General features: G+C 63.5%; 22 protein-coding genes and 1 pseudogene. 10 read left to right on the forward strand and 13 right to left on the reverse strand.

What is annotated here, in order from left to right:
- Positions 1 to 40: 40 nt before the first annotated feature.
- From QFZ94_RS20975 to QFZ94_RS20985, 3 genes are all read right to left on the reverse strand, one after another.
- On the reverse strand, positions 41 to 385 hold the full coding sequence (locus tag QFZ94_RS20975) for a hypothetical protein (RefSeq protein ID WP_429459241.1): 345 nt from the start codon (positions 383 to 385) through the stop codon (positions 41 to 43).
- Positions 386 to 543: 158 nt separating this feature from the next.
- Positions 544 to 1,167 (reverse strand): glutathione S-transferase family protein, encoded by a 624-nt coding sequence (locus QFZ94_RS20980; RefSeq protein ID WP_429459243.1) that lies wholly within the window; start codon positions 1,165 to 1,167, stop codon positions 544 to 546.
- Positions 1,168 to 1,250: 83 nt separating this feature from the next.
- Positions 1,251 to 2,150, reverse strand: a complete 900-nt coding sequence (locus QFZ94_RS20985) for a LysR substrate-binding domain-containing protein (RefSeq protein WP_429459245.1) — start codon at positions 2,148 to 2,150, stop codon at positions 1,251 to 1,253.
- 94 nt (positions 2,151 to 2,244) lie between these two features.
- Between QFZ94_RS20985 and tam the strand changes: the two genes are divergently transcribed.
- Both tam and QFZ94_RS20995 read left to right on the forward strand, forming a co-directional pair.
- Positions 2,245 to 3,042, forward strand: coding sequence for a trans-aconitate 2-methyltransferase (gene tam, locus QFZ94_RS20990; protein ID WP_429459247.1), 798 nt, complete (start codon positions 2,245 to 2,247; stop codon positions 3,040 to 3,042).
- Positions 3,043 to 3,291: 249 nt separating this feature from the next.
- Complete coding sequence (locus QFZ94_RS20995; protein ID WP_013089482.1) at positions 3,292 to 3,657, forward strand: hypothetical protein; 366 nt, start codon at positions 3,292 to 3,294, stop codon at positions 3,655 to 3,657.
- A 176-nt stretch (positions 3,658 to 3,833) separates the two neighbouring features.
- On the opposite strand, the gene QFZ94_RS21000 is transcribed toward QFZ94_RS20995, so the two are convergent.
- From QFZ94_RS21000 to nirB, 6 genes are all read right to left on the reverse strand, one after another.
- On the reverse strand, positions 3,834 to 4,199 hold the full coding sequence (locus QFZ94_RS21000) for an ArsR/SmtB family transcription factor (protein ID WP_429459249.1): 366 nt from the start codon (positions 4,197 to 4,199) through the stop codon (positions 3,834 to 3,836).
- Entirely contained in the window at positions 4,183 to 4,644 is a 462-nt protein-coding gene (locus tag QFZ94_RS21005; RefSeq protein ID WP_429459251.1) for an SRPBCC family protein, read from the reverse strand. The genes QFZ94_RS21000 and QFZ94_RS21005 overlap by 17 nt, the downstream gene beginning before the upstream one ends.
- 118 nt (positions 4,645 to 4,762) lie before the next feature.
- Positions 4,763 to 6,130 carry an MFS transporter gene (locus tag QFZ94_RS21010; protein ID WP_368586247.1) on the reverse strand — a complete coding sequence of 456 codons (1,368 nt, stop codon included), beginning with the start codon at positions 6,128 to 6,130 and terminating at the stop codon, positions 4,763 to 4,765.
- 170 nt (positions 6,131 to 6,300) lie between these two features.
- A complete protein-coding gene (locus QFZ94_RS21015; protein WP_429459252.1) occupies positions 6,301 to 10,482 on the reverse strand; it encodes a molybdopterin-dependent oxidoreductase in 4,182 nt (1,393 codons plus the stop codon).
- Positions 10,483 to 10,531: 49 nt separating this feature from the next.
- Positions 10,532 to 10,897, reverse strand: coding sequence for a nitrite reductase small subunit NirD (nirD, locus tag QFZ94_RS21020; protein WP_429459254.1), 366 nt, complete (start codon positions 10,895 to 10,897; stop codon positions 10,532 to 10,534).
- Between the two features lie 38 nt (positions 10,898 to 10,935).
- Positions 10,936 to 13,476: a nitrite reductase large subunit NirB gene (gene nirB / locus QFZ94_RS21025; protein WP_429459255.1), complete on the reverse strand. Its 2,541-nt coding sequence runs from the start codon at positions 13,474 to 13,476 to the stop codon at positions 10,936 to 10,938.
- A 573-nt stretch (positions 13,477 to 14,049) separates the two neighbouring features.
- On the opposite strand from nirB, the gene cobA reads away from it, so the two are divergent.
- Positions 14,050 to 14,850, forward strand: coding sequence for a uroporphyrinogen-III C-methyltransferase (cobA, locus tag QFZ94_RS21030; protein WP_429459257.1), 801 nt, complete (start codon positions 14,050 to 14,052; stop codon positions 14,848 to 14,850).
- Positions 14,851 to 14,888: 38 nt separating this feature from the next.
- On the opposite strand, the gene QFZ94_RS21035 is transcribed toward cobA, so the two are convergent.
- Complete coding sequence (locus QFZ94_RS21035; RefSeq protein WP_368586252.1) at positions 14,889 to 15,770, reverse strand: MOSC domain-containing protein; 882 nt, start codon at positions 15,768 to 15,770, stop codon at positions 14,889 to 14,891.
- A 259-nt stretch (positions 15,771 to 16,029) separates the two neighbouring features.
- Between QFZ94_RS21035 and QFZ94_RS21040 the strand changes: the two genes are divergently transcribed.
- Positions 16,030 to 16,434 (forward strand): heme-binding protein, encoded by a 405-nt coding sequence (locus QFZ94_RS21040; protein ID WP_368586253.1) that lies wholly within the window; start codon positions 16,030 to 16,032, stop codon positions 16,432 to 16,434.
- 80 nt (positions 16,435 to 16,514) lie between these two features.
- Positions 16,515 to 18,689, forward strand: a complete 2,175-nt coding sequence (locus QFZ94_RS21045) for a malate synthase G (protein ID WP_429459260.1) — start codon at positions 16,515 to 16,517, stop codon at positions 18,687 to 18,689.
- A 72-nt stretch (positions 18,690 to 18,761) separates the two neighbouring features.
- Here QFZ94_RS21045 and galU read toward each other — a convergent pair whose 3' ends face one another.
- Together galU and QFZ94_RS21055 are read right to left on the reverse strand one after the other, a co-directional pair.
- On the reverse strand, positions 18,762 to 19,679 hold the full coding sequence (gene galU, locus QFZ94_RS21050; protein WP_368586255.1) for a UTP--glucose-1-phosphate uridylyltransferase GalU: 918 nt from the start codon (positions 19,677 to 19,679) through the stop codon (positions 18,762 to 18,764).
- 286 nt (positions 19,680 to 19,965) lie between these two features.
- Entirely contained in the window at positions 19,966 to 20,109 is a 144-nt protein-coding gene (locus tag QFZ94_RS21055; RefSeq protein WP_429459262.1) for a hypothetical protein, read from the reverse strand.
- Positions 20,110 to 20,368: 259 nt separating this feature from the next.
- Here QFZ94_RS21055 and QFZ94_RS21060 point away from each other — a divergent pair, with 259 nt between their 5' ends.
- The 3 genes from QFZ94_RS21060 to QFZ94_RS21070 all read left to right on the forward strand — a co-directional run bounded on the left by QFZ94_RS21060 (position 20,369) and on the right by QFZ94_RS21070 (position 22,973).
- A complete protein-coding gene (locus tag QFZ94_RS21060) occupies positions 20,369 to 21,607 on the forward strand; it encodes an acyltransferase family protein (RefSeq protein WP_429459264.1) in 1,239 nt (412 codons plus the stop codon).
- A gap of 224 nt (positions 21,608 to 21,831) precedes the next feature.
- A complete protein-coding gene (locus QFZ94_RS21065) occupies positions 21,832 to 22,665 on the forward strand; it encodes an RNase A-like domain-containing protein (RefSeq protein WP_429459266.1) in 834 nt (277 codons plus the stop codon).
- Positions 22,666 to 22,682: 17 nt separating this feature from the next.
- Positions 22,683 to 22,973, forward strand: coding sequence for a contact-dependent growth inhibition system immunity protein (locus tag QFZ94_RS21070; protein ID WP_429459268.1), 291 nt, complete (start codon positions 22,683 to 22,685; stop codon positions 22,971 to 22,973).
- A 143-nt stretch (positions 22,974 to 23,116) separates the two neighbouring features.
- Here QFZ94_RS21070 and QFZ94_RS21075 read toward each other — a convergent pair.
- A pseudogene (locus tag QFZ94_RS21075) lies at positions 23,117 to 23,316 on the reverse strand (glycosyltransferase); the annotation flags it as partial.
- 130 nt (positions 23,317 to 23,446) lie between these two features.
- Between QFZ94_RS21075 and QFZ94_RS21080 the strand changes: the two are divergent.
- Both QFZ94_RS21080 and QFZ94_RS21085 read left to right on the forward strand, forming a co-directional pair.
- On the forward strand, positions 23,447 to 24,283 hold the full coding sequence (locus tag QFZ94_RS21080) for an RNase A-like domain-containing protein (protein ID WP_429459270.1): 837 nt from the start codon (positions 23,447 to 23,449) through the stop codon (positions 24,281 to 24,283).
- Positions 24,284 to 24,317: 34 nt separating this feature from the next.
- Positions 24,318 to 24,584, forward strand: coding sequence for a contact-dependent growth inhibition system immunity protein (locus tag QFZ94_RS21085; protein WP_410849212.1), 267 nt, complete (start codon positions 24,318 to 24,320; stop codon positions 24,582 to 24,584).
- The last annotated feature ends 213 nt before the right edge of the window (positions 24,585 to 24,797 follow it).

A 24,797-nucleotide genomic window follows, 5' to 3' on the forward strand; every position in this document is an offset into this window, starting at 1 on the left:
CCTCCCCTTACTCCCTCCCCTCACCCCTTCCGCACACACGTCAGCACGGATACGCGCCCTGCAATGAGCGCAGAATCGCGAGCCCGATCGGAAAATCGTCGGAAATGCCCGGGTGGTTCGCGAAGAACGCATCGAGCAGCGGATAAACCGTCTGGTTGCCGATCGCGAGCGTTTCTGGCGGACAGAACAGCTGCCGCTGTTTGCGCGAGACCAGATCGCCGTTCGCCCAGCCGAACGCGTTGATCGTGCCGGTAATGTACGCCGCATAGATCGAGTTGTTGTCGGCGTGCGCCCATTTCCTGTATTGGGCGGCGGTCATTTCGGCGCTCGCGTTCAGAGTGAAGCACGCCGTCAGCACAGCCAGCGCGAATTTTGTTACCCGCATCGTTGGACCTTCAATGTCGCTAAATGGGCGCCATTGTAGGCGACGCGGGCTGCACGCGCAGCAGCCGTCAGGTGCTTCAATTCGAAAGCGATGCGTAAGCATTGAGGGTGGGATCTGCCAGCATCCGCGGGTCTGCCGACGCTCGCACGAATCGATGATTACGGCGTGCCGTTACGGCAATAGCTGCGATACCCGTCGCGCTCGGCGAGGCGCGCCATATAAGCGGCTACCGCCGGCAAATCGTCGTGCTGCTGCGGCGTTTCGAGCCAGCGGTTCGCGGACAGCGCGGTCGGAATATCGGCGAGCGAGAACGCGTCGCCCGCGATATAAGCGCCGGTGCGCGCGAGTTGCTGCTCGACGATCGCCATATGCCTGGACCAGTTCGCGCACGACGCGGCGATCTGCCGCGGGTCCTGATGCTCGGGCGAGTGCCGCACGAGTGCGAGAAACGCGTAACTCCACGAGCGGTTCAATTCGCTCGCCTGCCAGTCGATCCATTGATCGCAGCGCGCGCGCTCGACCGGATCGGCCGGATACAGCGCGTCACCGCGATATCGGTTCGCGAGGTAACGGATGATCGAGTTCGACTCCCACAGCACGAAGTCGCCGTCGCGAATCACGGGAACCATCGCATTCGGATTCAGCGCGCGGAATTCGGCGACATCGGTCGAGCGAAAGCCCGAGCCCCAGTCTTCCTGTTCGAACGCGAGCCCCAGTTCCGCGCAGGTCCACAGCACCTTGCGCACGTTGATCGAGGTGGTCTTGCCGAGTATCTGCAGCATCAGTTGTTGTATCTCGCGTCGGTAGAACGGTTGAAGGAATCAAACTCAGCCGCCAGAGAGTTTGCCTTGCGCGCGGCGCAGCGTCATCCGCTTTTCAGCGTCGCCTGTTCGCGGATCATGTCGTACAGCGCCTGTGCGGCCGGCGACAACTGCGCGGTCTTGCGCGCGACCAGCACCAGCGTGCGCGACACGGTCGGCTGCGTGAGCTCGACCGTTCGCACGCTCGGATACGCGCCCTTCTGCAGCGCGAGCGCGGGCACCACGGCCGCGCCGACACGCTGCGCGACGAGCCCGACCGCGGTCGAACTGCGCTGCACTTCGTAGAACGACCGCAGCGCGAGCTCGCTCGATGCCAACGCGACGTCGAGCAGCGCTCGGTTGCCGCTGACCTCGCCGGCGAAAATCAGCGGGAACGCCTGCAACTGCCGCCACGCGATGCGCCGCCGCTTCGCGAGCGGATGGTCTTCGTGGCAGATCAGCACATAGCGGTCTTCGGTGAGCGGCACGGCAGCGAGATCCGGATGATGCTCGCGCGCGATATTGATGCCGAACTCGACCTCCCTGCGCAACACTGCCTCTTCCACCGCCGACGACGCGTGATCGAGAATCTTGATGCGATTGTGCGGATAGCGCGCCGAATACGCCTGCAGGATGCGCGGCAGATATTGCACGCCGACGGTCGGCACACACGCGATCGACACGTCGCCGCGTCGCGCGATCCCCGTTTCGCGGATTTCGACGAGCGCGTCGGCCAGCTCGCCGAGCAGCCGGCGCGCCTGCGGCAGAAAATTGAGGCCGATTTCGGTGAGCGCCATCGAACGCGTGGTGCGCTCGATCAGCGTCACGCCGAGATAGGTTTCGAGCTTGCGCAGCCGCTGCGTGATCGCGGTTTGCGTCACGTGCAGCGAATCCGCCGCGCTCTGGAAGCTGCCGCGATCGGCAATCGCGACGAATGCCTGTACGCCGAGCGTGTCGATTTTCATTAGAAAAATGAAGTAATTGGAATCATAAATTCATTTTACTCGGGGCTGATCGCGGCCGAGAATGGCCGCAACGAACCCCACGAAGGAGCCAAAGATGACCGGCAAAACGACCAACGAGCACAGCGATTGGCACGCGAAGCAGTACACGCTGTTCGAGAACGAGCGCACGCGGCCGGTGCGCGATCTGCTCGCGGCGGTGCCGTTGGAAGGTGCGCGGCTCGCGGTCGATATCGGCTGCGGCCCGGGCAACTCGACCGAGATGCTGGCCGAGCGGGTGCCGGGCGCGTCGGTCAGCGGCATCGACAGCTCGGCCGACATGATCGCGGCGGCCCGTCGGCGGCTGCCGCAATTGCGCTTCGACATCGGCGACGTGTCGGCGTGGGACGCCCGTGGCCCCTTCGACGTGATCCTCGCGAACGCGGTGCTGCAATGGGTGCCCGACCACGAGCGGCTGTTCCCCGCGCTGGTGGCAAAACTGGCCACGGGCGGCAGCCTCGCCGTGCAGATGCCCGCCAATCTCGACGAACCGGCGCACCGGCTGTTGCGCGAAATCGCCGCCGACGGACCTTGGGCGTCCAGGCTGATGGGCGTCGAGCGCACCGTGCGCCACGACGCGAGCTGGTACTACGCGCTGCTCAGGCCGCTGTGCGCGCGCGTCGACGTGTGGAGCACGATCTATCACCACCCGCTCGCGGGCGCCGACGCAGTGGTCGAATGGTTCAAGGGCAGCGCGCTGCGGCCGTTTCTCGCCGCGCTCGACGACGCCGAACGCAGCGCGTTTCTTCAACGTTATCGCGACGAAATCGCCAAAGCCTACCCGGCGCTCGCCGATGGCACGGTGCTGCTGCCGTTTCCGCGGCTTTTCATCGTCGCGACGCGCGGCCAACGCTGAGTCCGCGCCCGGAAACCGCGCAAGCCGCTGAGCGCCGTGCGGCGGGGGGGCCGGCGAATGCTGCGGGCTCGACCGGGCGTCCCGCGCACGTCGCGGATGCCTCGCCCGAAAGCTCGCCTGTTGCGGTGCCGCACGCTAGGGTTGGTCAGGAATTGCCGCCCGGGAATTCCGCATGCTAATGTGTATAAAAAGCGGAGGACGGCGCCCGCCGGCCTCACCGGGAAGCCATTTACTGCAGCGAGCGTCGCCATGAGTGATGTACGCCAACATCTGAGTCCCCGTGACCGCCTTGAGCTGTTGTGCTGGCTCACATGCGGAAGCCTCGGCGCTTATTATCTGAACGAAGACTGGCCCGACGCGGCGTTTCACGTGCAGTCCGCGCACAAGTGGCTCGACCGCCGCGCGCGCGAAGCCGACTGGCTGTGCATCGCGAAGCTGTCGGCCACCGCGGTCGAAATCGCGCGGCGCCACGCGCGCTTCGTGGATACCGATTGGGCGCGCGACGCGGTCGAGGAAATTCTCGATACCGACGAACTCGATCCGCAAGCCCGGCTCGTCCGGCAGGTGATCGCCGACTGTCAGAGCGCGCTAGCCGACAAGCGGATCGCCGATTAGCCGCGGGCTGGCTTTTCTTCCTTTTTTGCGGTGTTTTGGGGGCCAATTTTTGGCCCCTTTTGCGTTGTTCCGCTCTAGCCCGCACGCTGCGCTGCTTGGAATCGGTAAAAAATGCGTTACGCGCCGTCGCGCGTCATCTTTGTTCGTTCGCGCAAGCGCCGCGACCGCCCCGCCCTTTATTCCTCCACCACCGTCTTCAACTTCAGCAGCGCCCGATCCCACTGCAGCGAAATCGCGTCGAGCGCACGGCGCGCCGCGTCGAGATGCGCGGGCTCGAATGCCCACAGGCGCTCGCGTCCGACCTTCACATCGTGTACGAGCCCCGCGTCGGCCAGCACCTGCAGATGCTGCGTGACCGACTGCCGCGTGATGTCGGTGCCGGCCGTCAGTTGCGCGATCGACATCGCGCTGCCCGCGCACAACGCCGCGACGAGACGCAGGCGCGTCTCGTCACCGAGCGCCGCGAACACCGCCGCCGAATTGCGCAGCGTCGTCGCCTTGAGGCCCGCCTTCGCGGAGCCCGCCTTAACCCGCGCCGACATATCGTTCGATATTGAGCATCTGCTGTCCCCAGCCGCCGTCGTTCAGCCGGAACGCTTCCGCGCTGCGCCCGACCGGCAACTGGTCGAAGCCCGATTCGACGACGCGCAGCAGCGTGCCGGACTCGACTTCGCTCAAATCGAATTCAACGAGCGTGGTCGGCTCCGGCGTGTAGTCGATCGTGATGTCGATCGCGGCCGGATGCCAGCGCCACGACAGATGATGCTCGGGCTCGACACGCTCGACCAGCACGTCCATCACCAGGTGCTCGTAGCCCGGATAGGTGATGTGCCCCTGCGTGGATTGCCCGGCGACGAACTGCTTGCCGGCAAGGTTCACACCGAACCACTTGCCGAACTCCTCGGCGTTGGCCAGCGCGCGCCAGACGCGCGAGCGCGGCGCCTTCAACAGAATCTGCTTTTCGATGCGATCGGTCGATGAATTCATATGCAGCCTCCAGGCTGCATATTAGAAACACCGCCGCCGATATGCAAGCATTCGACTGCGCTTTTTTCAGCGCATGATGCGCGCGGCGCCGGCTCGACCGAGCGCCGCGCTCCGTGCCTCACTCAGTCGCATGCGCATGCATGACGCCGGCCTGCATCGACCACGCCATCCACGGCCGGCGCAGCGCGACGATCGCAAGGAACGCGCACGCCGACAGCGTGCCGAACGTCGCGAAGCCCATCTGATAGCTACCGGTGCTCTCCTTCGCGATGCCCATCACGACCGGCAGATAGAAGCCGCCGATGCCGCCCGCCGCGCCGACGATGCCCGACATCAGGCCAGTGCGGCCGGCCCAGCGATGCGGCACGAGCTGGAACGTCGCGCCATTGCCGAGTCCGAACGCGACGTACATGCACAGCAGCAACGCGATGCCGCCCGCGAACGACGGCATCGCCGTCGCGAACAGGAAGTCACAAATCGCGATGATCGCGAGCAGCACGGTCAGCGCGCGCACGCCCGACACGCGGTCCGCAATCAGACCGCCGAGCGGACGCACCATCGCGCCGGTCGCGGCGAGCAGCGCCATGAACAGACCCGCGTCGATCTTCGACAGTTGATACAGGTTGGTCAGCAGCAGCGACACATACGAGGACATGCCGACGAAACCGCCGAACGTGATGCTATAGACGAGCATGATGACCCACGTATCGCGCTCGGCGAGCACCGAGCGGTAGCGTTGCGGCAGCACCGCGATCGCGAGCAGCGCGCCGACCACCGGCAACAGCAGCACGCCGGTCTTGCCCGCGCCGAACAGCCCCGCTTCGACGAGCAGCACGAGCACGATCAGGCCGGCGAGCGTCGTCGCGAAGCTGCCGAAAGCGCGCAGCACGCTGCCGGTTTTAACGCCTGCGTCGTTGGCCCAGAAGTACAGCGTGATCGCGGCGATCGCGAGCAGCGGCAAGGCGCCGCCCGCGGCGAGCTGCCAACCGTAACGCGTTGCGAGTTGAGGGAACAGGAAGCCGTCGAGCACCGCGCCGATGTTGCCGGCCGCGGCGAGCCCCAATACGAGGCCCTGCACCTTCGGCGGATAGTTGCTGCCGGCCATCGGCAGTGCGACCGCGAAGCTGGCGCCGCCGACGCCGAGGAACACGCCGAGCACCAGCAGCGTTTCATACGACGGCACCGATTGCAGCAACGGCAGCACGATCGTCGGAACCGCCGAGAGCAACACTCCCATCAACGCAATGCGTTTGCCATGCGCGGACTGATACAGATTGCCGAGCGTCACGCGCAGAATCGCCGCGGATAATACCGGCACCGCAACCAGCAGACCCTGTTGCGCGGGCGTCATCGCAATGCTCTTGCTGATGAACGGCGCGAGCGGCCCATACAGCACCCAGACGGTGAAGCCCGTGTCGAAATACAGAAAGCAGGCGACCAGTGCGCGCCAATCGCCGCTTCGCAGGGAGTGCATCACGTTTTTCATCAGAGATCCTCGGTAAATAAAATGCCTGGTAGTCCGGTTGATACGTTACTTGTGTTTTGCACCGGCATCTCGCCCGGAGTTTTAACCGGGACTCGGTATGCAAGCGTCATGCCATCATGCTGCGTGTTTTGAGGCCTTTTTTAAGGCCTTTTTCGAAATGCGTCGGTGGCTCAATACACGTCGCGTGCATAGCGTTTTTCGCGCGTCAGACGACTCACGTATTCGAGTGCTTTCTCTTCGCTCATGCCGCCGTGCGTCGTGATGATGTCCTTCAGCGCCGCATCGACATCGCGTGCCATCCGGTTCGCGTCGCCGCATACATAGAAATGCGCACCGTCTTCGAGCCATGCCCACAGTTGCGCACCGTGTTCGCGCATGCGGTCCTGCACATAGATCTTGTCGGCCTGGTCGCGCGAGAACGCGACGTCGAGTCGGGTCAGCAGACCGCTCGCGCGCATCGCTTCGAGCTCGTCGCGATAGTAGAAGTCGGTCGCGGCATGTTGTTCGCCGAAGAACAGCCAGTTGCGCCCGCGCTCGCCGCGTGCCTGCCGTTCATGCAGAAAGCCGCGAAACGGTGCGATGCCGGTGCCGGGACCGACCATGATCATCGGCGTGTCCGGGTGATGAGGAGGACGAAAGTGCGCGGACTTTTGCACGAACACGGGGACGTCGGTGTCGCTTGCGCGATCCGCGAGAAAGGTCGACGACACACCCTTGCGGTGCCGCCGCCCGTTGCTGTAACGCACCGCCGAAACCGTCAGATGCACCTCGCCCGGATGCGCCTTCGGGCTCGATGCGATCGAATACAGGCGCGGCTGCAGGCGCTTCAGCATGCCGGTGAGTTCGGCGGCCGAGAGGTTCACCGGAAACTCGTGCAATACGTCGGCGAGCTGCTGTCCCCACAGCCATTGCTTCAGATCCGCCTTGCGTTCGGGCGCGAGCAGATCGCCCAGCGCGCCGTTGCGGCTGCGCGCGGCGACGAACGCAAGTGCCTCGGCGCTCGGCCGCGCGATTTCGTAGTGCTTGGTGAGCGCATCGGCGAGCCGCATGTCGCCGATACCCGTGACGTGCACCGATGCCTCCGCGTGCAGACCGCTCAGCGTGATCAGTTCGTCGACGAGTTCGGGGCAGTTGCTCGGCCACACGCCGAGCGCATCACCTGCTTCGTATTCGAGGTTCGTCTCGCCCGTTTGCAGCGACACGTAGCGCGTATCCTTCACGGCGCCCTGCCGGTTCAGTCGCAAATTGCCGACGATGCGCGACGCGGCTGGCCGCGCCTTGGTCGGCACCGCGCCGACCACCGCGTTGATCATGCCGCCCGGCGGCACCGCGTGCAGTGCGGCATCCGCCTGCTTGATACAGACGATCACGCGTTCGAGCCAGGCATCTGCGCTCGACTGATAGTCGATGTCGCAATCAACGCGCTCGGTGAGACGCAGCGCGCCCTGCGCGGCGAGCCGCTCGTCGAGCCGACGGCCGTGACCGCAAAACTGATCGTAGTTGCGATCGCCGAGTGCGAGCACCGCGAAACGCACGCCATCGAGGCGCGGCGCTGTGGCGGCGTTCAGATGCGTCCAGAAGTCCTGCGCGTTGTCGGGCGCATCGCCGTCGCCGAACGTGCTGGTCATCAGCAACACGTACTGCGCCTTCGCGAGCGCCGCGAACGGATAGTCGGCCATGCACGCAGTGCGGATTTCGAAGCCCGATTCCATCAGACGCGTCGCGTAACGCTCGGTCAGCGATTCGGTGTTACCGGTTTGCGAGGCCCACAACAGCGTGACCTTAGGCCGGGTGCGCACGATCCGCACGCCCGATTCGCGCGCCTCTTCCTGCGCGGCATGCGGCGGCAATGCGGTGGCTGAAGCCCGGGCCGGCGTCGCGCTGCGGCTATACAGTCCCGCAAGCAGACCATCGACATAGAGCCGCTTCACCGCATCGAACGGTGCGCTGTGCGGCAGCACCGGCACGTTGTCGAGGCCTTGCGCTTCGGACGAACGCAGGCCGCTCACGAAACCCGCCAGATACGCGCGCTCCGGATCGCTGAGCGCGGGCATCGATACGGGCTCGGGCGGCAAGTGCAGCAAAGTCGTGAGGGCTTCGATACGAGGCATGGGTTGATCCTTGGCGCTGGGCGCTAAAACCGCTGCGTCGGTGGGGGTAGAGAGCGCGTCGTCGTTGCGTGTGTCCGCGACGCGATCGGCCGTCACCGGACTCAGCGCGACCGCGCAGACTTTCAGTTCGGGCTGCAATGAAACCGGATCGACCGCGTCGTTGGTCACCGCGTTGATGCAAAGTTCGTCGCCGAACACGTCGTTCCAGTGCATCGGCGCGAAGCACTGACCCGCGCTCACCCGATCGGTGACGACGGCGGGCAGCACTGCGCGGCCGCGCCGTGAACGGATCTCGACCGCGTCTTTCGCGCGAATGCCGAGTTCGGCCGCATCGTGCGGATGAATCTCGACGAAGGGTCCCGGGTTCAGCTTGTTCAGCATCGCGACCTTGCCGGTCTTGGTCATCGTGTGCCATTGATGCTGCACGCGGCCCGTGTTCAACACGATCGGAAACTCGCGATCGGGCAACTCGGCCGCGGGCGCATACGCGCGTGCGAAAAACTTCGCCCTGCCGCTCGCGGTCGGAAAAGCAATGCGCGGGCGGCTGCCATCTTCGGACTCTCTGAGCGTCTGGCTCACGCCGTCATTCAGATAGCGAAGCGGATTGCGCTCGCACGAATCCGCCGACGCGATCGGCCACTGCAGCGGCGCGCCCTTCAAGCGGCGATGACTCGCGCCGCGCAGGTCGTAGCCGGTCGCCGGGTTCGCCGCGCGCGTGAGTTCGGCGAACACTTCGCCCGCGCTCGCATAGCTGAATGCATCGGCAAAGCCCATTTCACACGCGATGCGCGCGATGATCTGCCAGTCGGGCAATGCCGCGCCGGGCGGTTCGATGGCCTGCTGCATCAGCGTCAGATTGCGCTCCGAGTTGACCATCACGCCTTCGGCTTCGGCCCACAAAGCGCCTGGCAGCAGCACGTCGGCGTAGCGATTCGTTTCGGTGTCGAGGAACGCGTCCTGCGCGATCACGAGATCGGCCGCGCGCAAACCGGCGATCGCGGTCTGCCGGTTCGCGACGGTCGCGGCCGGATTCGTGCAGATGATCCAGCACGCCTTGATGTCGCCCGCGGCCATGCGCGCGAACAGGTCGATCGTGCCGTTGCCCGCGTCCGCTTTCAGCGTGCCCGGTGCGATGCCCCACAGCGCTTCGATGAACGCGCGATCTTCGGCGACCAGCGCCGAACGCTGACCCGGCAAACCGGGGCCCATGTAGCCCATTTCGCGGCCGCCCATCGCGTTCGGCTGGCCCGTCAGCGAGAACGGGCCACTGCCGCGCCGGCAGATACGGCCCGTCGCCAGATGCAGATTGCACAGCGCATTGGTGTGCCACGTGCCGTGCGTGCTCTGGTTCAGGCCCATCGTCCAGCAGCTCATCCAGTCTTTGGCCGACGCGATCATCTGTGCGGCGCGACGGATGTCGTCGACGGCGAGGCCCGTGATGCGTGCAACGTTCTCCGGCGTGTACCCGGCGAGAAACGCGGGCATCGCGTCCCAGCCCTCGGTGTGCTCGGCGATAAAAGCCGCATCGGTTGCGCCGTTTTCGTGCAGCAGATGCAGCAGACCGTTCAGCAACGCGAGGTCGGTGCCGGGTTTGATCTGCAGGAACAGATCGGCTTTCTCGGCGGTCGTGTTGCGGCGCGGATCGACGACGATCAGCTTCGCGCCCGCCTTCACGCGATCCATCATGCGCAGGAACAGGATCGGATGACAGTCGGCCATATTCGCGCCGCTGACGAAAAACAGATCCGCGTGATCGAAGTCTTCGTACGAGCCGGGCGGCCCGTCCGCGCCGAGCGACAGCTTGTAGCCGCTCGCCGCGCTCGCCATGCACAGGCGCGAATTCGCTTCGATATTGTTCGTGCCGATAAAGCCCTTCGCGAGCTTGTTGACCAGATACTGCGCTTCGAGCGACATCTGCCCCGACACGTAAAACGACACCGCATCGGGACCATGCTCGTCGATCACACGCCGCAGACGCGCCGCGGTGTCGCTCAACGCCTGCGCCATCGGCAGCGGCGCCGGGTCTTCGTCGCGCGCATGACGCACGAACGCGCCTTCGAGGCGCCCCGACTTGCGCAGCGCGACGTGAGCCGACTGCCCTTTGGTGCAGAGCCGGCCAAAGTTGGCCGGATGCTCCTTGTCGCCAGCGATCTTCACGACCTGGCCGTCCTCGACGTGCAGCACCATGCCGCAACCGACGCCGCAATAAGGACACACGCTCTTTACGCTGGTATCAGACATGCGCGAATGATCCGGTTAGAACTCTGAACGATGAAGCGAGGCCGTTACGTCAAACCGCGACCCACACCTGGCCGTTTTCGACGCGCGTGGCAAACGCGCTGACCGAATACGACGGCGTTTCGAGGCATTCGCCAGTGCGCAGATCGAAGTGATGCTTGTAGATCGGCGAGGCGACCACGATGCGCTCGCCGAGACTGCCGACGAGTCCGCGCGACAGCACCGCCGCGTGCGAACCCGGATCGAAGTTTTCGATCGCGTAGACCGTGGGCGCGGCGGGCGACTCCACTTGACCGCCTTCGACGTGAAACACGGCCACCTGCTCGCCGTTGACGAGCGCGCAAACGCCGGTGTTCGGCACGATGTCCTCGAGTGCGCAGATCGCGGTCCAGGCGCGGGGCAAGCATTCGTTCTTCATGACTGGGCTCCTTTGAGTTAAGCGAGAATCGGATGAGGTCAAACCGTCTCGACGACAATCGGAATCTCGATGCGCGGCGCCTGCCGCTCGGCGGGCGTGGCCGGCCGGATCTGTCCGCGCTCCTCGACGAACGCGACGTTGCTATCGGACTCGCCGCTGTTGACGAAATGACGGAAGCGCTTGCGTGTTTCGGGATCGGTGACGGCCTTCTTCCATTCGCACTCGTACGTGTCGACCACGTGCTGCATCTCCGCTTCGAGTTCGGTTGCCACGCCAAGGCGATCGTTGACAATCACATCGATCAGATAGTCGAGGCCGCCTTCGAGGTTGTCGCGCCACACGCTGGTGCGTTGCAGCCGGTCGGCGGTGCGCACGTAGAACATCAGGAAGCGGTCGATATAGCGCACCAGCGTCGCCTTATCGAGGTCCGCGGCGAGCAGTTCCGCGTGACGCGGCTTCATGCCGCCGTTGCCGCACACGTACAGATTCCAGCCCTTCTCGGTTGCGATCACGCCGACATCCTTGCCCTGCGCTTCCGCGCATTCGCGGGTGCAGCCCGATACGCCGAACTTGATCTTGTGCGGCGTACGCAGCCCCTTGTAGCGATTCTCGAGTTCGACCGCGAGGCCGACCGAATCGCCGACGCCATAGCGGCACCACGTCGAACCGACGCACGATTTCACGGTGCGCAGCGATTTGCCATACGCGTGCCCCGACTCGAAACCGGCCGCGATCAGCTCTTCCCAGATCGACGGCAATTGCTCGACGCGCGCGCCGAACAGATCGACACGCTGACCGCCGGTGATCTTCGTGTAGAGGCCGTATTTCTTGGCGACCTGCGCGACCGCGATCAGGCCGTCGGGCGTCACTTCGCCGCCCGGCATGCGCGGCACGACCGAATAGGTGCCGTCGCGCTGGATGTTCGCGAGGTAGTAGTCGTTGGTGTCCTGCAGCGATGCGTGCTCCTTCTTCAGCACGAATTCGTTCCAGCACGACGCGAGAATGCTGGCGACCGCCGGCTTGCAGATATCGCAACCAAGCCCGCGGCCATGCTTGGCGAGCAGCGCGCCGAAACTGCGCAGCCCCTCGACGCGCACGAGGTGGTACAGCTCCTGGCGCGAATACGGGAAGTGCTCGCAGACGTGGTTGTTCACCGCGAGGCCCTGCTTCTTCATCTCGGCCTTCATCACTTGCGTGACGAGCGGCACGCAACCGCCGCACGAGGTGCCCGCGCCGGTCGCGCTCTTCAACGCGCCGATGTCGGTCGCGCCCGCGCACACGGCTGCGCAAAGCTCGCCCTTCGACACGTTGTTGCACGAGCAGATCTGCGCGGCCGCGGGCAGCGCCTCGACGCCGAGCGCCGGCTTCGCGCTGCCGTCCGCTTGCGGCAGGATCAGGAATTCGGGCGACGCGGGCAACTCGATACGGTTCAGCATCATCTGCAGCAACGTGCCGTATTCGCTCGCGTCGCCGACCATCACGCCGCCAAGCAGATACTTGCCGCAATCGGACACGACGAGCTTCTTGTAGATCTGCTTGCGCTCGTCGCTGAACTGGTAGGTGCGGCTGCCCGGCGTATTGCCGTGCGCGTCGCCGATGCTGGCCACATCGACGCCCATCAGCTTCAGCTTGGTGCTCATGTCGGCACCGGCGAATTCGGCCGAGTCGCCCAGCAACTGCTTCGCGACCACGCGCGCCATCTCGTAGCCGGGCGCGACGAGCCCGAACAGCTGACCGCCCCACAGCGCGCATTCGCCGATCGCGTAGATGTGCGGATCGCTGGTGCGGCACGCGTCGTCGATGACGATGCCGCCGCGCGCGCCGAGTTCGAGGCCGCATGCCCGGGCCAGATCGTCGCGTGGACGGATGCCCGCGGAGAACACGATCATGTCGGTGTCGAGATGGCTGCCGTCGGCGAACTGCATGCGGTGCGTGCCCGCTTCGCCGTCGACGATCGCCGTCGTGTTCTTGTGCGTGTGCACCGTGACGCCGAGTTCTTCGATCCGGCCGCGCAGCACGCGGCCGCCGCCGTCGTCGACCTGCACCGCCATCAGGCGCGGCGCGAATTCGACCACGTGGGTTTGCAGGCCCATACCGCGCAGCGCCTTCGCGCATTCGAGACCGAGCAGGCCACCGCCGACCACCGTGCCCGTTTTCGAGCGCGCGCCGCATTCGCGCATCGCTTCGAGATCGTCGATCGTTCGATACACGAAGCAATCGCCGCGCTCACGGCCCGGCACCGGCGGCACGAACGGATAGGAGCCGGTCGCGAACACGAGGCGGTCGTACGGCAGCGTTTCGCCGCTCGCGACCGTCACCGTGCGTGCGTCGCGATCGACCGCAACGGCCCGCGCGTTCAGCTTCAGTTGCACACCGTGGCGCTCGAAAAAGCCGGGCTCGACGAGCGACAGGTCATCGGCGGTCTTGCCCGAGAAGAACTCGGACAGATGAACGCGATCGTAGGCGGGTCGCGATTCTTCGCCCAGCACCGTGATGTCGAGATCGTGCGCGTCCTGTTGCGCCAGGCATTCGACCAGTTTGTGGCCGACCATCCCGTGACCGATAACGATGATTTTCATGAGCGCGCTGTCCTTTGGTGTCTGGCGAAAGCGATTGCGGAAATAAAAACGGCGTCCCGCGAATCCAGCCGAGGGCTGAATCCGGGGGACGCCGTTGTCCTGTTGGGTGCTGCGGGGCGCTGCATTGTGCTGCAAGCGCGACGAACCCACGTTGGTCCGATGGCAACGCTTCTCGCAAAGGCTGTGCCAATTTAGATAAATGCGCCGGAAAGCACGGTGTGGCGGGGATTCGCCGCCAATCGCGCGGCTTCGGAGCGCATCCCGAGCGCGACGCGTTTTGATGCGGCAAAGCACAGGGATGGTGCGACGCAGCACTGTGGACGTGCGAAACGAAGGTGCGCGCAGGTGCGATCGTGACGCTGTTTTCCGCGTGAATCGCAGCATGTGGCAACGGCTTGCGCGCCTCGATTCGATCGATGGCGTGGTCCTTGCGTTAGTCCTGCGCAACCTCATCGCGGCAACGTCGTCGCGAAGCGCAGATTCAACCGTCAACCGGCAATGCAATGGACAACGGCGTCCCCTCGTGATCTTCACGGGCGGACGCCGTATTCGTTTCTAGCTACAAGGAACAACATGAACACCAACACCGGCAAGGTCACGCTACTGAGCGCGGGCCCAGGCGATCTCGACTTGCTGACGCTGAAGGCCGTCAAGGCGCTCGCGGCCGCCGACGTCGTGCTGCTCGACGACCTCGCGAATCCCGACATCGTGACGCTCGCACCGCAGGCGCGCGTAATTCGCGTCGGCAAACGCGGCGGCTGCCGCTCGACGCCGCAGGCGTTCATCGAGCGCCTGATGCGGCGTTATGCGCTGAAGGGTCTGCACGTGGTGCGCGTCAAAGGCGGCGAAGCGCTGCTGTTCGGCCGCGCGGGCGAGGAACTCGCCGTGCTGCGCGACGCGGGCCTTGCGGTCGACATCGTCAACGGCATCTCGTCGGGCTTCGCGGCCGCGGCGGGACTCGGCATGTCGCTCACGCATCGGCGGCACTGCCACGGCGTGAGCTTCGTCACCGCGCACACCGAAGACCACGGCGAGCCGGACTGGGCCGCGCTCGCCGCGACGCGCACGACGCTGGCGATCTATATGGGCATGCGGCGCGTCGACGGCATCGCCGCTGCCTTGCTCGCGCACCTGCCGGCGGGCACGCCGGCCGCGGTCGTGCAGTGGGCCGGCGGCCGCGACGAGCGGCGCCTGTTGACGCGGCTCGATCGGCTCGCCGCCGATGCGCTCGGCGCGGGCTTCGGCAGTCCGGCGGTGATTCTGGTGGGCGATGCGGTTGGCGAGAGCGCCGAAGCGCCTTGCTGGGAACGCGAAGGTCGTGGCGAAGAAGGTGGAGAAACGCTGCGCGCGGCGGCGATTGCGCGGGCGGCCTGAGATCCGATCGGAGCGGGCCTCGCCCGCCTTTCATCCAGTCAATCGCCGAACCCGAGCTCCGCGTCGACCTGCTGCCCGACCCGCAGCCGGGCCCCCGCCCCGCTCGCGACCAGCGCGTTGTTGCCGAACGTGACCGCACCGTCGAAACGTTCGCTGACGCGATAACCGAGCATCGTGTCGGTCGGCTCGTTCGGCCAGTCCGGATCGGGCGCGCCGCGCGCCTGATCGATGGTCGGCATCGGACAGCGCGAGCACAGCTTGACGAGACGCAACTCGACGCGCGCGCTCGAATCCGCATCCGTGTCGACGGCGAGCGTCTCGACATAGTCCTCTTCGTAGGCATCGAGGCCCGTGAGCACGATGTTGGGCCGGAAGCGATCGATTCTGATCGACGGCGCGCCTTTGCGGTTCAGGCGCGCGTTCAGATCGTCGAGCGAGGCCTGGCCGACCACCAGCAGCGGAAAGCCATCGGCAAAAAAGGTCGTCGCACCGCCGGTGCTGTCCGTGTAGTCCGGATCGACGATGCGCTCGCGCTCCGGATCGAAGCGCAGCAAGCGCGCGGGCAGACCGAGGAACTCCGTGAACCACGCCGCCGTGGCTTCGCCGGTGTCGAGCCCGTAGGCCGCGTCGCGCCACACCGCGGTATCGATCCTGGCCGCGCCGGCGAGGCGCGCGGCATCGAGCGGCGTGCGCAGCTCACGCATGCCCGGCGCGTTGACGATCAGATCGTCGGCGCCGAGTTCGACCTTGATCAGGGACATGCGCGGGTACGCGCGCTGCGTGAACATCGCGCCTTCGGGATCGACGATCATCCAGTTGCGGTCGTATTCGAGGCCGGTCGCCAGCAGGCGCGCCTGATCGAGCGGGATGCCCGCGCAGGATTTGATCGGATAGACGAACAGCTCGCTGATGGTTGGCATGATCGGAGATCTCGTGGGAAGCGCGGTTTTCAGGTGGAGACGCGATTGTAAAGCGCTGCGCGTGTTTCAGTGATGGCGACCAGGGAAGCTGCCGTTCCGCGCTGAGGCGCCGGGAAGTAGAATCTTCGGATCAGACAGGCGCCGGCGCGGGGCATGCGGCATGCGGCGGAGCTGCGAAAGCGCGCGCAGGCGCCGTATCGACCCGTTACCGAAAGAAGCTACAAAAGCCACCTTCCCTCACCGAGACAGGACATTCATTATGCTGACCAAACCCGTGTTGACCGTCGCCGAGACGACTCGCATTGTCGATGCCGCGCGCGCGGAAGCCGAGAAGAACAGGTGGCCGGTCGCAATCGTCGTCGCCGACGACGGCGGCCATCCGCTCGCGGTGCTGCGTCTGGACGGCGCGGCGCCGGCCACCTCGTATATCGCGACCGAGAAAGCGCGCACCGCGGCGCTTGGCCGCCGCGAAACCAAGGTCTATGAAGACATGATCAACAACGGCCGCACCGCATTCCTCAGCGCACCGTTGCAGGGCACGCTCGAGGGCGGCGTGCCGGTGATCGTCGACGGCCATGTGGTCGGCGCGGTTGGCGTGTCGGGCGTCAAGTCGGAGCAGGATGCGCAGATCGCGAAGGCCGGCATTCAGGCGCTCGGCGTTTAAAGCGCCGGGCGTCACAGCAATCCCGTGGCACAACGCGGACCGATGCCCCCTCATCGGTCCCATAACAGATGGAGCAGTCGATGACTCAGATGAACCCGCGCGGCGGACTGCAGGTCGCCGCCAACCTCGACCAGTTCGTTGAAACCGAAGCCCTGCCCGGCACCGGAATCGACAGCGCCGCCTTCTGGTCGGGTTTCGATGCCCTCGTGCACGAGCTGGCGCCAAAGAATCGGGCGTTGCTCGCCGAACGCGACCGCCTGCAAACCGAACTCGACAACTGGCATCGGACCCATCCCGGCCCGGTGCGGGATCTGCGCGCGTATCGTGCGTTTCTCGAAGGCATCGGCTACATCGTGCCCGTGCCCGCCGGCGTCCAGGCCACGACCGACCACGTGGACAGCGAAATCTCGGAGCAGGCCGGCCCGCAGCTGGTCGTGCCGCTGTCGAACCAGCGGTATGCGCTGAACGCCGCGAACGCGCGCAGGGGCAGCCTGTACGACGCGCTGTACGGCACCGACGCGATCCCTGAAACGGATGGCGCGGAAAAGCAGAAGGGCTACAACCCGGTGCGCGGCGCCGCGGTGATCGCGTATGCGCGCAGGTTCCTCGATCAGGCCGCGCCGCTCGCGAACGGTTCGCACGCGGATGCGACGCGCTATAGCGTCGAGAACGGCCAGCTGGTCGTCGCGCTGAAGAGCGGCACTACCGCACTGAAGACACCCGCGCAACTGGTCGGCTATCAGGGCGATGCGAGCGCGCCGTCGGCGGTGCTGCTCAAGCACAACGGCCTGCACCTCGAAATCCAGATCGATGCGAACGATCCGGTCGGCAAGACCGACGCGGCGCATGTGAAGGACGTCGTCGTCGAAGCGGCGGTCACGACGATCATCGATTGCGAAGACTCGGTCGCGGCCGTCGACGCCGACGACAAGGTGCAGCTCTATCGCAACTGGCTCGGCCTGATGAACGGCGACCTGACCGAACAGGTCACGAAGAATGGCAAGACCTTCACGCGCCGGCTCAACGCGGATCGCGAGTACACCAGCGCGGACGGCAAGTCGCAGGTCAAGCTGCATGGCCGCTCGCTGCTGTTCATCCGCAACGTCGGCCATCTGATGACGAACCCGGCCGTGTTGACCAAAGACGGCCACGAGATTCCGGAAGGCATTCTCGACGCGGTGATCACGACGCTGTGCGCACTGCGCGACCGCCAGAACAAGCTGAACTCGCGCACCGGCTCGATCTATATCGTGAAGCCGAAGATGCACGGCCCGGCCGAAGTCGCGTTCGCGAGCGAGCTGTTCGCGCGCGTCGAAGACCTGCTGAAGCTGCCGCGCAACACGATCAAGATGGGCATCATGGACGAGGAGCGCCGCACCAGCGTGAACCTGCTCGCCTGTATCGCCGAAGCGTCGGCGCGCGTCGCGTTCATCAACACGGGCTTCCTCGATCGCACCGGCGACGAGATGCACTCGGCGATGGAAGCGGGCCCGATGATGCGCAAGGGCGACATGAAGTCGAGCAAGTGGATCGCGTCGTACGAGCGCAGCAACGTGCTGGTCGGTTTGAGCGGGGGCCTGCGCGGCCGCTCGCAGATCGGCAAGGGCATGTGGGCGATGCCCGACCTGATGCACGCGATGCTCGAGCAGAAGATCGGCCATCCGAAGGCTGGCGCGAACACCGCGTGGGTGCCCTCGCCGACCGCCGCGACGCTGCACGCGCTGCACTATCACCAGGTCGACGTGCAGGCGGTCCAGCAGGAACTCGAACGCACCGACTACGCGAAGGTTTACGACGAACTGCTCGATGGCCTGCTGACGATTCCGGTCGTCGAAAAGGCGCAATGGAGCGACGACGAAATCCGCGCCGAAGTCGACAACAACACGCAGGGCATTCTCGGCTACGTGGTGCGCTGGATCGATCAGGGCGTCGGCTGCTCGAAGGTGCCGGATATTCACAACGTCGGCCTGATGGAAGACCGCGCGACGCTGCGTATTTCGAGCCAGCACATCGCCAACTGGCTGTATCACGGCGTGATCAAACGCGAGCTCGTCGAGGAGACGTTCAAGCGCATGGCCAAGGTCGTGGATGCGCAAAACGCCGGTGATCCGCTCTATCAGCCGATGGCGCCGGGTTTCGACACGATTGCGTTCAAGGCCGCGCAAGCGCTCGTATTCGAAGGGCGCCAGCAGCCGAGCGGTTATACCGAGCCGTTGCTGCACAAGTTCCGGCTCGAGGTGAAGCAACAGGGGTGAGACCGTCCTGCTGAAGCGACAACGGGCGCCGCGCAATGCGGCGCCCGTTTTTTATTTCAGGGCCTCGTCAGTTCACGCGGCTTCGGCCGTCAATTGCCCCGCCTCGCCGGTTGGCGCTTCGTTCTGCATATACGCCTGCAGATACGCCTCGAATTCAGCCTTCACCTCCGGATGGCGCAGCGCGAATTCGACGGTCGCCTTCAGATAGCCGAGCTTGCTGCCGCAATCGAAGCGCGTGCCGAAGTAGCGGTACGCGAGCACCTGCTCTTCGGTCAGCAGCGACTGCACCGCGTCGGTCAGTTGCAGCTCCCCGCCCGCGCCCGGCTGCAGCGCGCGGATATGCTTGAAGATCGTCGGCATCAGCACGTAGCGCCCGACCACGCCGAGATTCGACGGCGCCTGGTCCGGCGCCGGCTTCTCGACGATGCCCGACAGCTTGATCACGTTGTCTTCCCACTCGCGGCCGTCGACGACGCCATACGAACGGCTGTCCTCGCGCGCGATCGTTTCGACGCCGATCACCGAGCTGTGGTAGTGGTTGAAGGTATCGACGAGCTGGCTCATCACGGGCTTCGTGCTATGCAGCAGGTCGTCGGCGAGTATCACCGCGAACGGGCTGTCGCCCACCAGCTTCTCGGCGCACAGCACCGCATGGCCGAGACCGAGCGCTTCGGCCTGGCGCACGTAAAAGCAGTCGACGTTGGCCGGTTTGATGCTGCGCACCAGATCGAGCAGCTTCTGCTTGTTGCGCGCTTCGAGCTCGGACTCGATCTCATAGGATTTGTCGAAGTGATCTTCGATCGCGCGCTTGCTGCGGCCCGTCACGAAGATCATCTCGGTGATGCCGGCGGCGATCGCTTCTTCGACCGCGTACTGGATCAGCGGCTTGTCGACGATCGGCAGCATTTCCTTCGGACTTGCTTTGGTAGCCGGCAGGAATCGTGTCCCGAGGCCCGCTACGGGAAACACGGCTTTGGTGACTTTCAGCATGGTAGGCATTCCCACATCGGTTAGAAGTTGGTGTGTTCGCGGACCTGGCGGCCAATCGATGCCGGCGCAAGACTAGCAGAAAAATCTGCGAGGTTCACGTAAGCTGGCTTTCTCCGATTTAATTCGGATAATTCACGCATTGTTCGCAATGCGATATTGCGAAAAATTGAGTAAATTGTTACGCATATATTGTCAGGCGGCGAGTGACAAAATCCGAAAGTCTTACCTTTCGGACGGCCCCTGGCGTGACCCGTCTGGCGATCTGGTGACCGGCTTCGGCAGCACCTCAGTCCTGTTCGTCGACCGGCGGCAGCTTGCCGGGGGCCATCCGGTAACGACGGATCGGCTCGTTGCGCAACGCATCGCGGTAGGCGGAGGCGGCCACCAGGATCAGCAGGACGGCCACGCCGGCCAGTAAATGCAGGTTCATGAGTTCACCTCGGCTCAGAAAATCCTTGATCTAAATTAGCACGACAAAAGCGATAAATAATTCGATGATCCAGACGGCGATGCGTAATTACAATTCGTCACAAAATCGATGCCGAATTCAATCCGAAACGCAATTTTTTAATCATTTTGTGGGATTGTGATGCTCTAGCATGGGTGCGTCGCGAGGTGCGCAAGGACGCCCGCTCGAAGGTGTATGTCGCGTCGATTTTTCTCTTTTCCGCTTCAGATAAGGACCGCGTATGAGCGACCCAGCACTGGATGCCGCCGGCTCCTCCCTGCCCCTCTCCCCGCTGCCGCGCCCGGAAAAAAACCCGGCCGCGGCGCACGCGCGCAGCGACGCGCGTATCGATAGCGCCAGCAAGGAGCATGTGATCGACGCGATGCGGGGCTTCGCCGCGCTGCTGGTCGCCTATTTTCATTGCCGCCAGATCGTGTGGGTCGGCATGCAGGCGTTTCATCAGAGCGTCGGTCATTCGGTTAGTCCGAGCAGTCTCGCTGCGTATCTGACGTTTCCGATCGCATGGGGCTCGGCCGGCGTGCCGATGTTCTTCGTGATCAGCGGCTACTGCATCCATCGCGGCGGCGCGCTGCGGCTCGCGGGCAATCCCGCTTATCGGCTCGAGGCGGGCAACTTCTGGCTGCGGCGCTTCGCGCGCATCTATCCGGTGCTGCTTGCGGCGCTGGTACTGACTTTCGCGCTCGATTCGCTGAGCCTGCAATTGCCGCCCGTCAGTCACAAGATTCGCGAGATCGGCTGGCAGGCGTTTCTGGTCAATCTGCTTTCGCTGCAGGGTGTGGCGGGCAAGACGTATGGTTCTAACGGCGCGCTGTGGACGCTGTCGCTCGAAGTGCAGTTCTATGCGATCTATCCGCTGCTATTCGCGCTGCGGCGGCGCATCGGCATGAACGCCGTGCTCGCGCTCGTCGCGGTGATCAACGTTGCATCCGCGTATGGGCTGGAGCGACATGATCTGCAGTTCTTCACGTCGTACTGGTTCTCGTGGATGCTCGGTGCATGGATCGCCGATGTCAGGGCGCGCAACGCGCGGGAGGCGCGCGCGCCTGCATTGCTGTACGTGCTCGTGGCGGTATTGATCGCGGCAGGCTGCGTCGCGTTTCATTTCGGCCAGTATGGTGCGTTCCAGATCTGGGCGCTGGGCTTCGCGTGCTATCTGTACAAGGCGCTCGATGTGCCCAATGACCCGCAACACGAAGGAAGTGGCGTGCTTGCACTGCTTCGCGCTGGGTCGCGCGCGCTGTCGCGCTTGCTGTCCCGCGTGGGTGACTTCAGCTTCTCGCTGTATCTGATTCATCTGCCGATCTTCGTGCTGCTGTCGTCGTGGTTGTTCCGCTCGTCGCTGCAGATGTCGATCTGGCCGTCGTTTGGTTACATGCTGGTCGTCGTGCCGGCCGCCTATGTCTTCTATCGGCTGGTCGAAATGCCCGCGATGAAGTGGTCGGCGAGTCTCAAGGCGTAAGTGCACCCTGCGCTGTGTCAGCCCCGTAACGGCCAAGTGCCGCGACGGGGGCTTAGGCGTGCATCCCGAAGTTTCGATTGCGACCGCCGCGAACAGGCGCCCGCCCTGCGCGGGGTGGGTGATTGACGCGCACAAAGACGCCACAAAAATCATCCATCGCCCATTCCAAATCCCCGTATCCGCCTGCTAGCGTGGCAGCCCCAATCGCTACAGAGGAATTCAGGATGTCGTATCAACAGGATTCGGGCGCCGTGCGCGTGGTACTCAGTGCTCCTCAACTGGCCGCGGTGCTCTCCCGCCAGTCGATCAACCGCACCGAGATGCTTTCCAACCGCCTATGGGGCGGTTTGCAGGTCGTGGGCGGGGTGCTGGAAATGGTCGGAGCGGCGGCTCTGTGCGTACTTCCAGAACCGACGATGGCAAGCAAGGCCGGATGTGTTGTGTTCGGCGTGCATGGTTCAGATACGGTGTCGGCAGGTGTACGCCAAGTCTGGACAGGCCGGGATACGGCCACGCTGATCCAGCAAGGTACGACGAAACTGGCCGAGGCGATGAAGGCCAGTCCGGACATGGCGAATAATATCGGCCTGTCAGTCGATATGATCGTGCCGTTCGGTTTCGCTGGCTCGATCAAGGCTGCACGCGTGGCCAGCGTCACGATGGGCCGGATCAATCTGCAAATGCATGAGGCCAGGGCCGTTAATCCAGGGCTTGGCGGGCATACAATTCTGAAGCACGTCGAGAAGGATGAGGCATGGCTACGGGAGCGCCTGAAACGCGACTTGCACATCGCCGCGGCATCATCATTTACAGATATCAGGCAAGCAGAATGGGCAATTACGGCAGCGATGCGCGCCAATGCCACCAAAATAAAGACGTGGACAACAGCACCGCGTAACGATTTAACACTATTCGAAGACGTTGGAAGAAACGTTGGAAATCTAGTGATCAGAAAATCAGGAGAATATAGACCCGCGAGCCGGGTCAAAGTGATCCTCCGCTATCAGACATACAATGGTATGCCTTATTATGTCCTGACAGCGATGCTTGTCGCGTAACATTTCACAACACAGTCATGAACTACGGGACGTATCACAATCTCGAACAGTTGATCATGGGGCGATTCCATGAGGACTATTCGATCTATGGAAATTCGATACCGGAACTCGTTCTCTCCTATAAAGCGGGGATGACCGAGGACGAAAGAGTCGCGATGCTGGAAGAGATAGTCCGATTCCAGGAGGTCAACTCAAACTGTCTGGATTTGGCGTTTGATGATCTCTTTGGAAGTCATTGCGACCCGCGTCTTTGGGGGCACACTACGGCCTCGTTCCTTGACGAGTTGAAACGTCTTCTGAGCGAGTAATCCACTGATCGCCACGCGAGGGTTGTTAGATGCCATGTGCGCGGCGCGCAAAAAAACGGAGCGAGGGTCCTTCGACTTTCGCCCCGTTACGCCAAGCAAGGTCTGGCCAAGCCCATGTCTAACCTCGCGTAAGAGATAGCGCTCTACTGCCCCGCCACACTCGTCAGAATCCCCCAACCCCATCAACATAACTGCGCGTGCCGAAACGCTCGTGCGCGGTCCGACAGTCGTTCTCGACCAACTTGTCACGCAAGTCGCCGTTCGAGCGCAATTCGGCGAGCGCATGCGCATCGCCCGGCGCCCCGTTCTCGAAGTCGTCGATGATTTCGGGAACGCCGCCCGCGAAAAGGCGCCCGCCCCGGCGCGGTTGGATTCGCGCGCACAAATAGCCATCAAAATCATCCGTCGCCCATTCCAAATCCCCGTATCCGCCTGCTAGCGTGGCAACCCCAATCGCTACAGAGGAATTCAGGATGTCGTATCAACAGGATTCGGGCGCCGTGCGCGTGGTACTCAGTGCTCCTCAACTGGCCGCGGTGCTCTCCCGCCAGTCGATAAACCGCACCGAGATGCTTTCCAACCGCCTATGGGGCGGCTTGCAGGTCGTGGGCGGGGTGCTGGAAATGGTTGGAGCGGCGGCTCTGTGTGTACTTCCGGAACCGACGATGGCAAGCAAGGCCGGATGTGTTGTGTTCGGAGCACACGGCTCAGATACGGTGTCGGCAGGTGTACGCCAAGTCTGGACAGGCCGGGATACGGCCACGCTGATCCAGCAAGGTACGACGAAACTGGCCGAGGCGATGAAGGCCAGTCCAGACATCGCGAATAATATCGGCCTGTCAGTCGATATGATCGTGCCGTTTGGTTTCGCTGGCTCGATCAAGGCTGCGCGCGTGGCCAGCGTCACGATGGGCCGGATCAATCTGCAAATGCATGAGGCCAGGGCCGTTAATCCAGGGCTTGGCGGGCATACAATTCTGAAGCACGTCGAGAAGGATGAGGCATGGCTACGGGAGCGCCTTAGACGGGAACCCCAAAAGACGGTTGTTTCATCGTTTCACAGTCTACGGGTGGCGGAATTGGCGATATCTGATGTAATGAATTCAAATATCTTGAGAATTCAGAGTTGGGCTAAATCTCCGAAAAACCGCATCCCTCTTACATTGGTCAAGAAGATTCCGGGCGATATCGGATATGGGATAACGAGAAAAACCAACGAACTGACCAGGATGAACGAAGTTACGGTAATTCTGAGGTTTCAAGAGTATAACAATATGCCGTATTACATATTAACCGCGCACGTCGGCTAAAGGATGGACAATGTTATCTGACCGCTACCCCAGAATGTACGAGCTTTTCGGTGCGTATTTCAATGAGGATTTTGATTTGTGGGGAAACACAATCCCTGAAATTGTCTCATGCTATAAAGATGATAGTCCTCCGGAGTATCGAAAAGAAATAATAGGTGAAATAAATTCGTTCTTGAATGACCATCCGTCCGATCTGGATTCTGCGTTCGAAAGAGATTACGGCTCAGGATTTGATCCCAATCTGTGGGGCCACACTACAGCCTCATTCCTTGACGAATTGAAGCGCCTTCTAAACGAGTAATCTACTGGCCGCCGCGACAGGGCGGTTCGACGCTACCCTGCGCATGCACGCGCGGTGATGTTCGCGAAAAAGCTGGAACACGACCCGTCTGCGGGATATACCGTGTGTCGTTGGATGCGGCGCGAAAAAAAACGGAGCAAAGGTCCTTCGACCTTCGCCCCGTCACGCCAAGCAAGGACTGGCCAAGCCCCTGTCTACCCACACGTAAAAAAA

The sequence above is a fragment of the Paraburkholderia sp. JPY465 genome (genome assembly GCF_050436725.1).
Lineage (GTDB): Bacteria > Pseudomonadota > Gammaproteobacteria > Burkholderiales > Burkholderiaceae > Paraburkholderia > Paraburkholderia youngii.

Excerpts from the sequence above, each read along its gene's own strand:
- QFZ94_RS20975 (WP_429459241.1), bottom strand. The coding sequence starts at position 385 with ATGCGGGTAACAAAATTCGCGCTGGCTGTGCTGACGGCGTGCTTCACT.
- QFZ94_RS20980 (WP_429459243.1), bottom strand. The coding sequence starts at position 1,167 with ATGCTGCAGATACTCGGCAAGACCACCTCGATCAACGTGCGCAAGGTG.
- QFZ94_RS20985 (WP_429459245.1), bottom strand. The coding sequence starts at position 2,150 with ATGAAAATCGACACGCTCGGCGTACAGGCATTCGTCGCGATTGCCGAT.
- tam (WP_429459247.1), top strand. The coding sequence starts at position 2,245 with ATGACCGGCAAAACGACCAACGAGCACAGCGATTGGCACGCGAAGCAG.
- QFZ94_RS20995 (WP_013089482.1), top strand. The coding sequence starts at position 3,292 with ATGAGTGATGTACGCCAACATCTGAGTCCCCGTGACCGCCTTGAGCTG.
- QFZ94_RS21000 (WP_429459249.1), bottom strand. The coding sequence starts at position 4,199 with ATGTCGGCGCGGGTTAAGGCGGGCTCCGCGAAGGCGGGCCTCAAGGCG.
- QFZ94_RS21005 (WP_429459251.1), bottom strand. The coding sequence starts at position 4,644 with ATGAATTCATCGACCGATCGCATCGAAAAGCAGATTCTGTTGAAGGCG.
- QFZ94_RS21010 (WP_368586247.1), bottom strand. The coding sequence starts at position 6,130 with ATGAAAAACGTGATGCACTCCCTGCGAAGCGGCGATTGGCGCGCACTG.
- QFZ94_RS21015 (WP_429459252.1), bottom strand. The coding sequence starts at position 10,482 with ATGTCTGATACCAGCGTAAAGAGCGTGTGTCCTTATTGCGGCGTCGGT.
- nirD (WP_429459254.1), bottom strand. The coding sequence starts at position 10,897 with ATGAAGAACGAATGCTTGCCCCGCGCCTGGACCGCGATCTGCGCACTC.
- nirB (WP_429459255.1), bottom strand. The coding sequence starts at position 13,476 with ATGAAAATCATCGTTATCGGTCACGGGATGGTCGGCCACAAACTGGTC.
- cobA (WP_429459257.1), top strand. The coding sequence starts at position 14,050 with ATGAACACCAACACCGGCAAGGTCACGCTACTGAGCGCGGGCCCAGGC.
- QFZ94_RS21035 (WP_368586252.1), bottom strand. The coding sequence starts at position 15,770 with ATGCCAACCATCAGCGAGCTGTTCGTCTATCCGATCAAATCCTGCGCG.
- QFZ94_RS21040 (WP_368586253.1), top strand. The coding sequence starts at position 16,030 with ATGCTGACCAAACCCGTGTTGACCGTCGCCGAGACGACTCGCATTGTC.
- QFZ94_RS21045 (WP_429459260.1), top strand. The coding sequence starts at position 16,515 with ATGACTCAGATGAACCCGCGCGGCGGACTGCAGGTCGCCGCCAACCTC.
- galU (WP_368586255.1), bottom strand. The coding sequence starts at position 19,679 with ATGCTGAAAGTCACCAAAGCCGTGTTTCCCGTAGCGGGCCTCGGGACA.
- QFZ94_RS21055 (WP_429459262.1), bottom strand. The coding sequence starts at position 20,109 with ATGAACCTGCATTTACTGGCCGGCGTGGCCGTCCTGCTGATCCTGGTG.
- QFZ94_RS21060 (WP_429459264.1), top strand. The coding sequence starts at position 20,369 with ATGAGCGACCCAGCACTGGATGCCGCCGGCTCCTCCCTGCCCCTCTCC.
- QFZ94_RS21065 (WP_429459266.1), top strand. The coding sequence starts at position 21,832 with ATGTCGTATCAACAGGATTCGGGCGCCGTGCGCGTGGTACTCAGTGCT.
- QFZ94_RS21070 (WP_429459268.1), top strand. The coding sequence starts at position 22,683 with ATGAACTACGGGACGTATCACAATCTCGAACAGTTGATCATGGGGCGA.
- QFZ94_RS21080 (WP_429459270.1), top strand. The coding sequence starts at position 23,447 with ATGTCGTATCAACAGGATTCGGGCGCCGTGCGCGTGGTACTCAGTGCT.
- QFZ94_RS21085 (WP_410849212.1), top strand. The coding sequence starts at position 24,318 with ATGTACGAGCTTTTCGGTGCGTATTTCAATGAGGATTTTGATTTGTGG.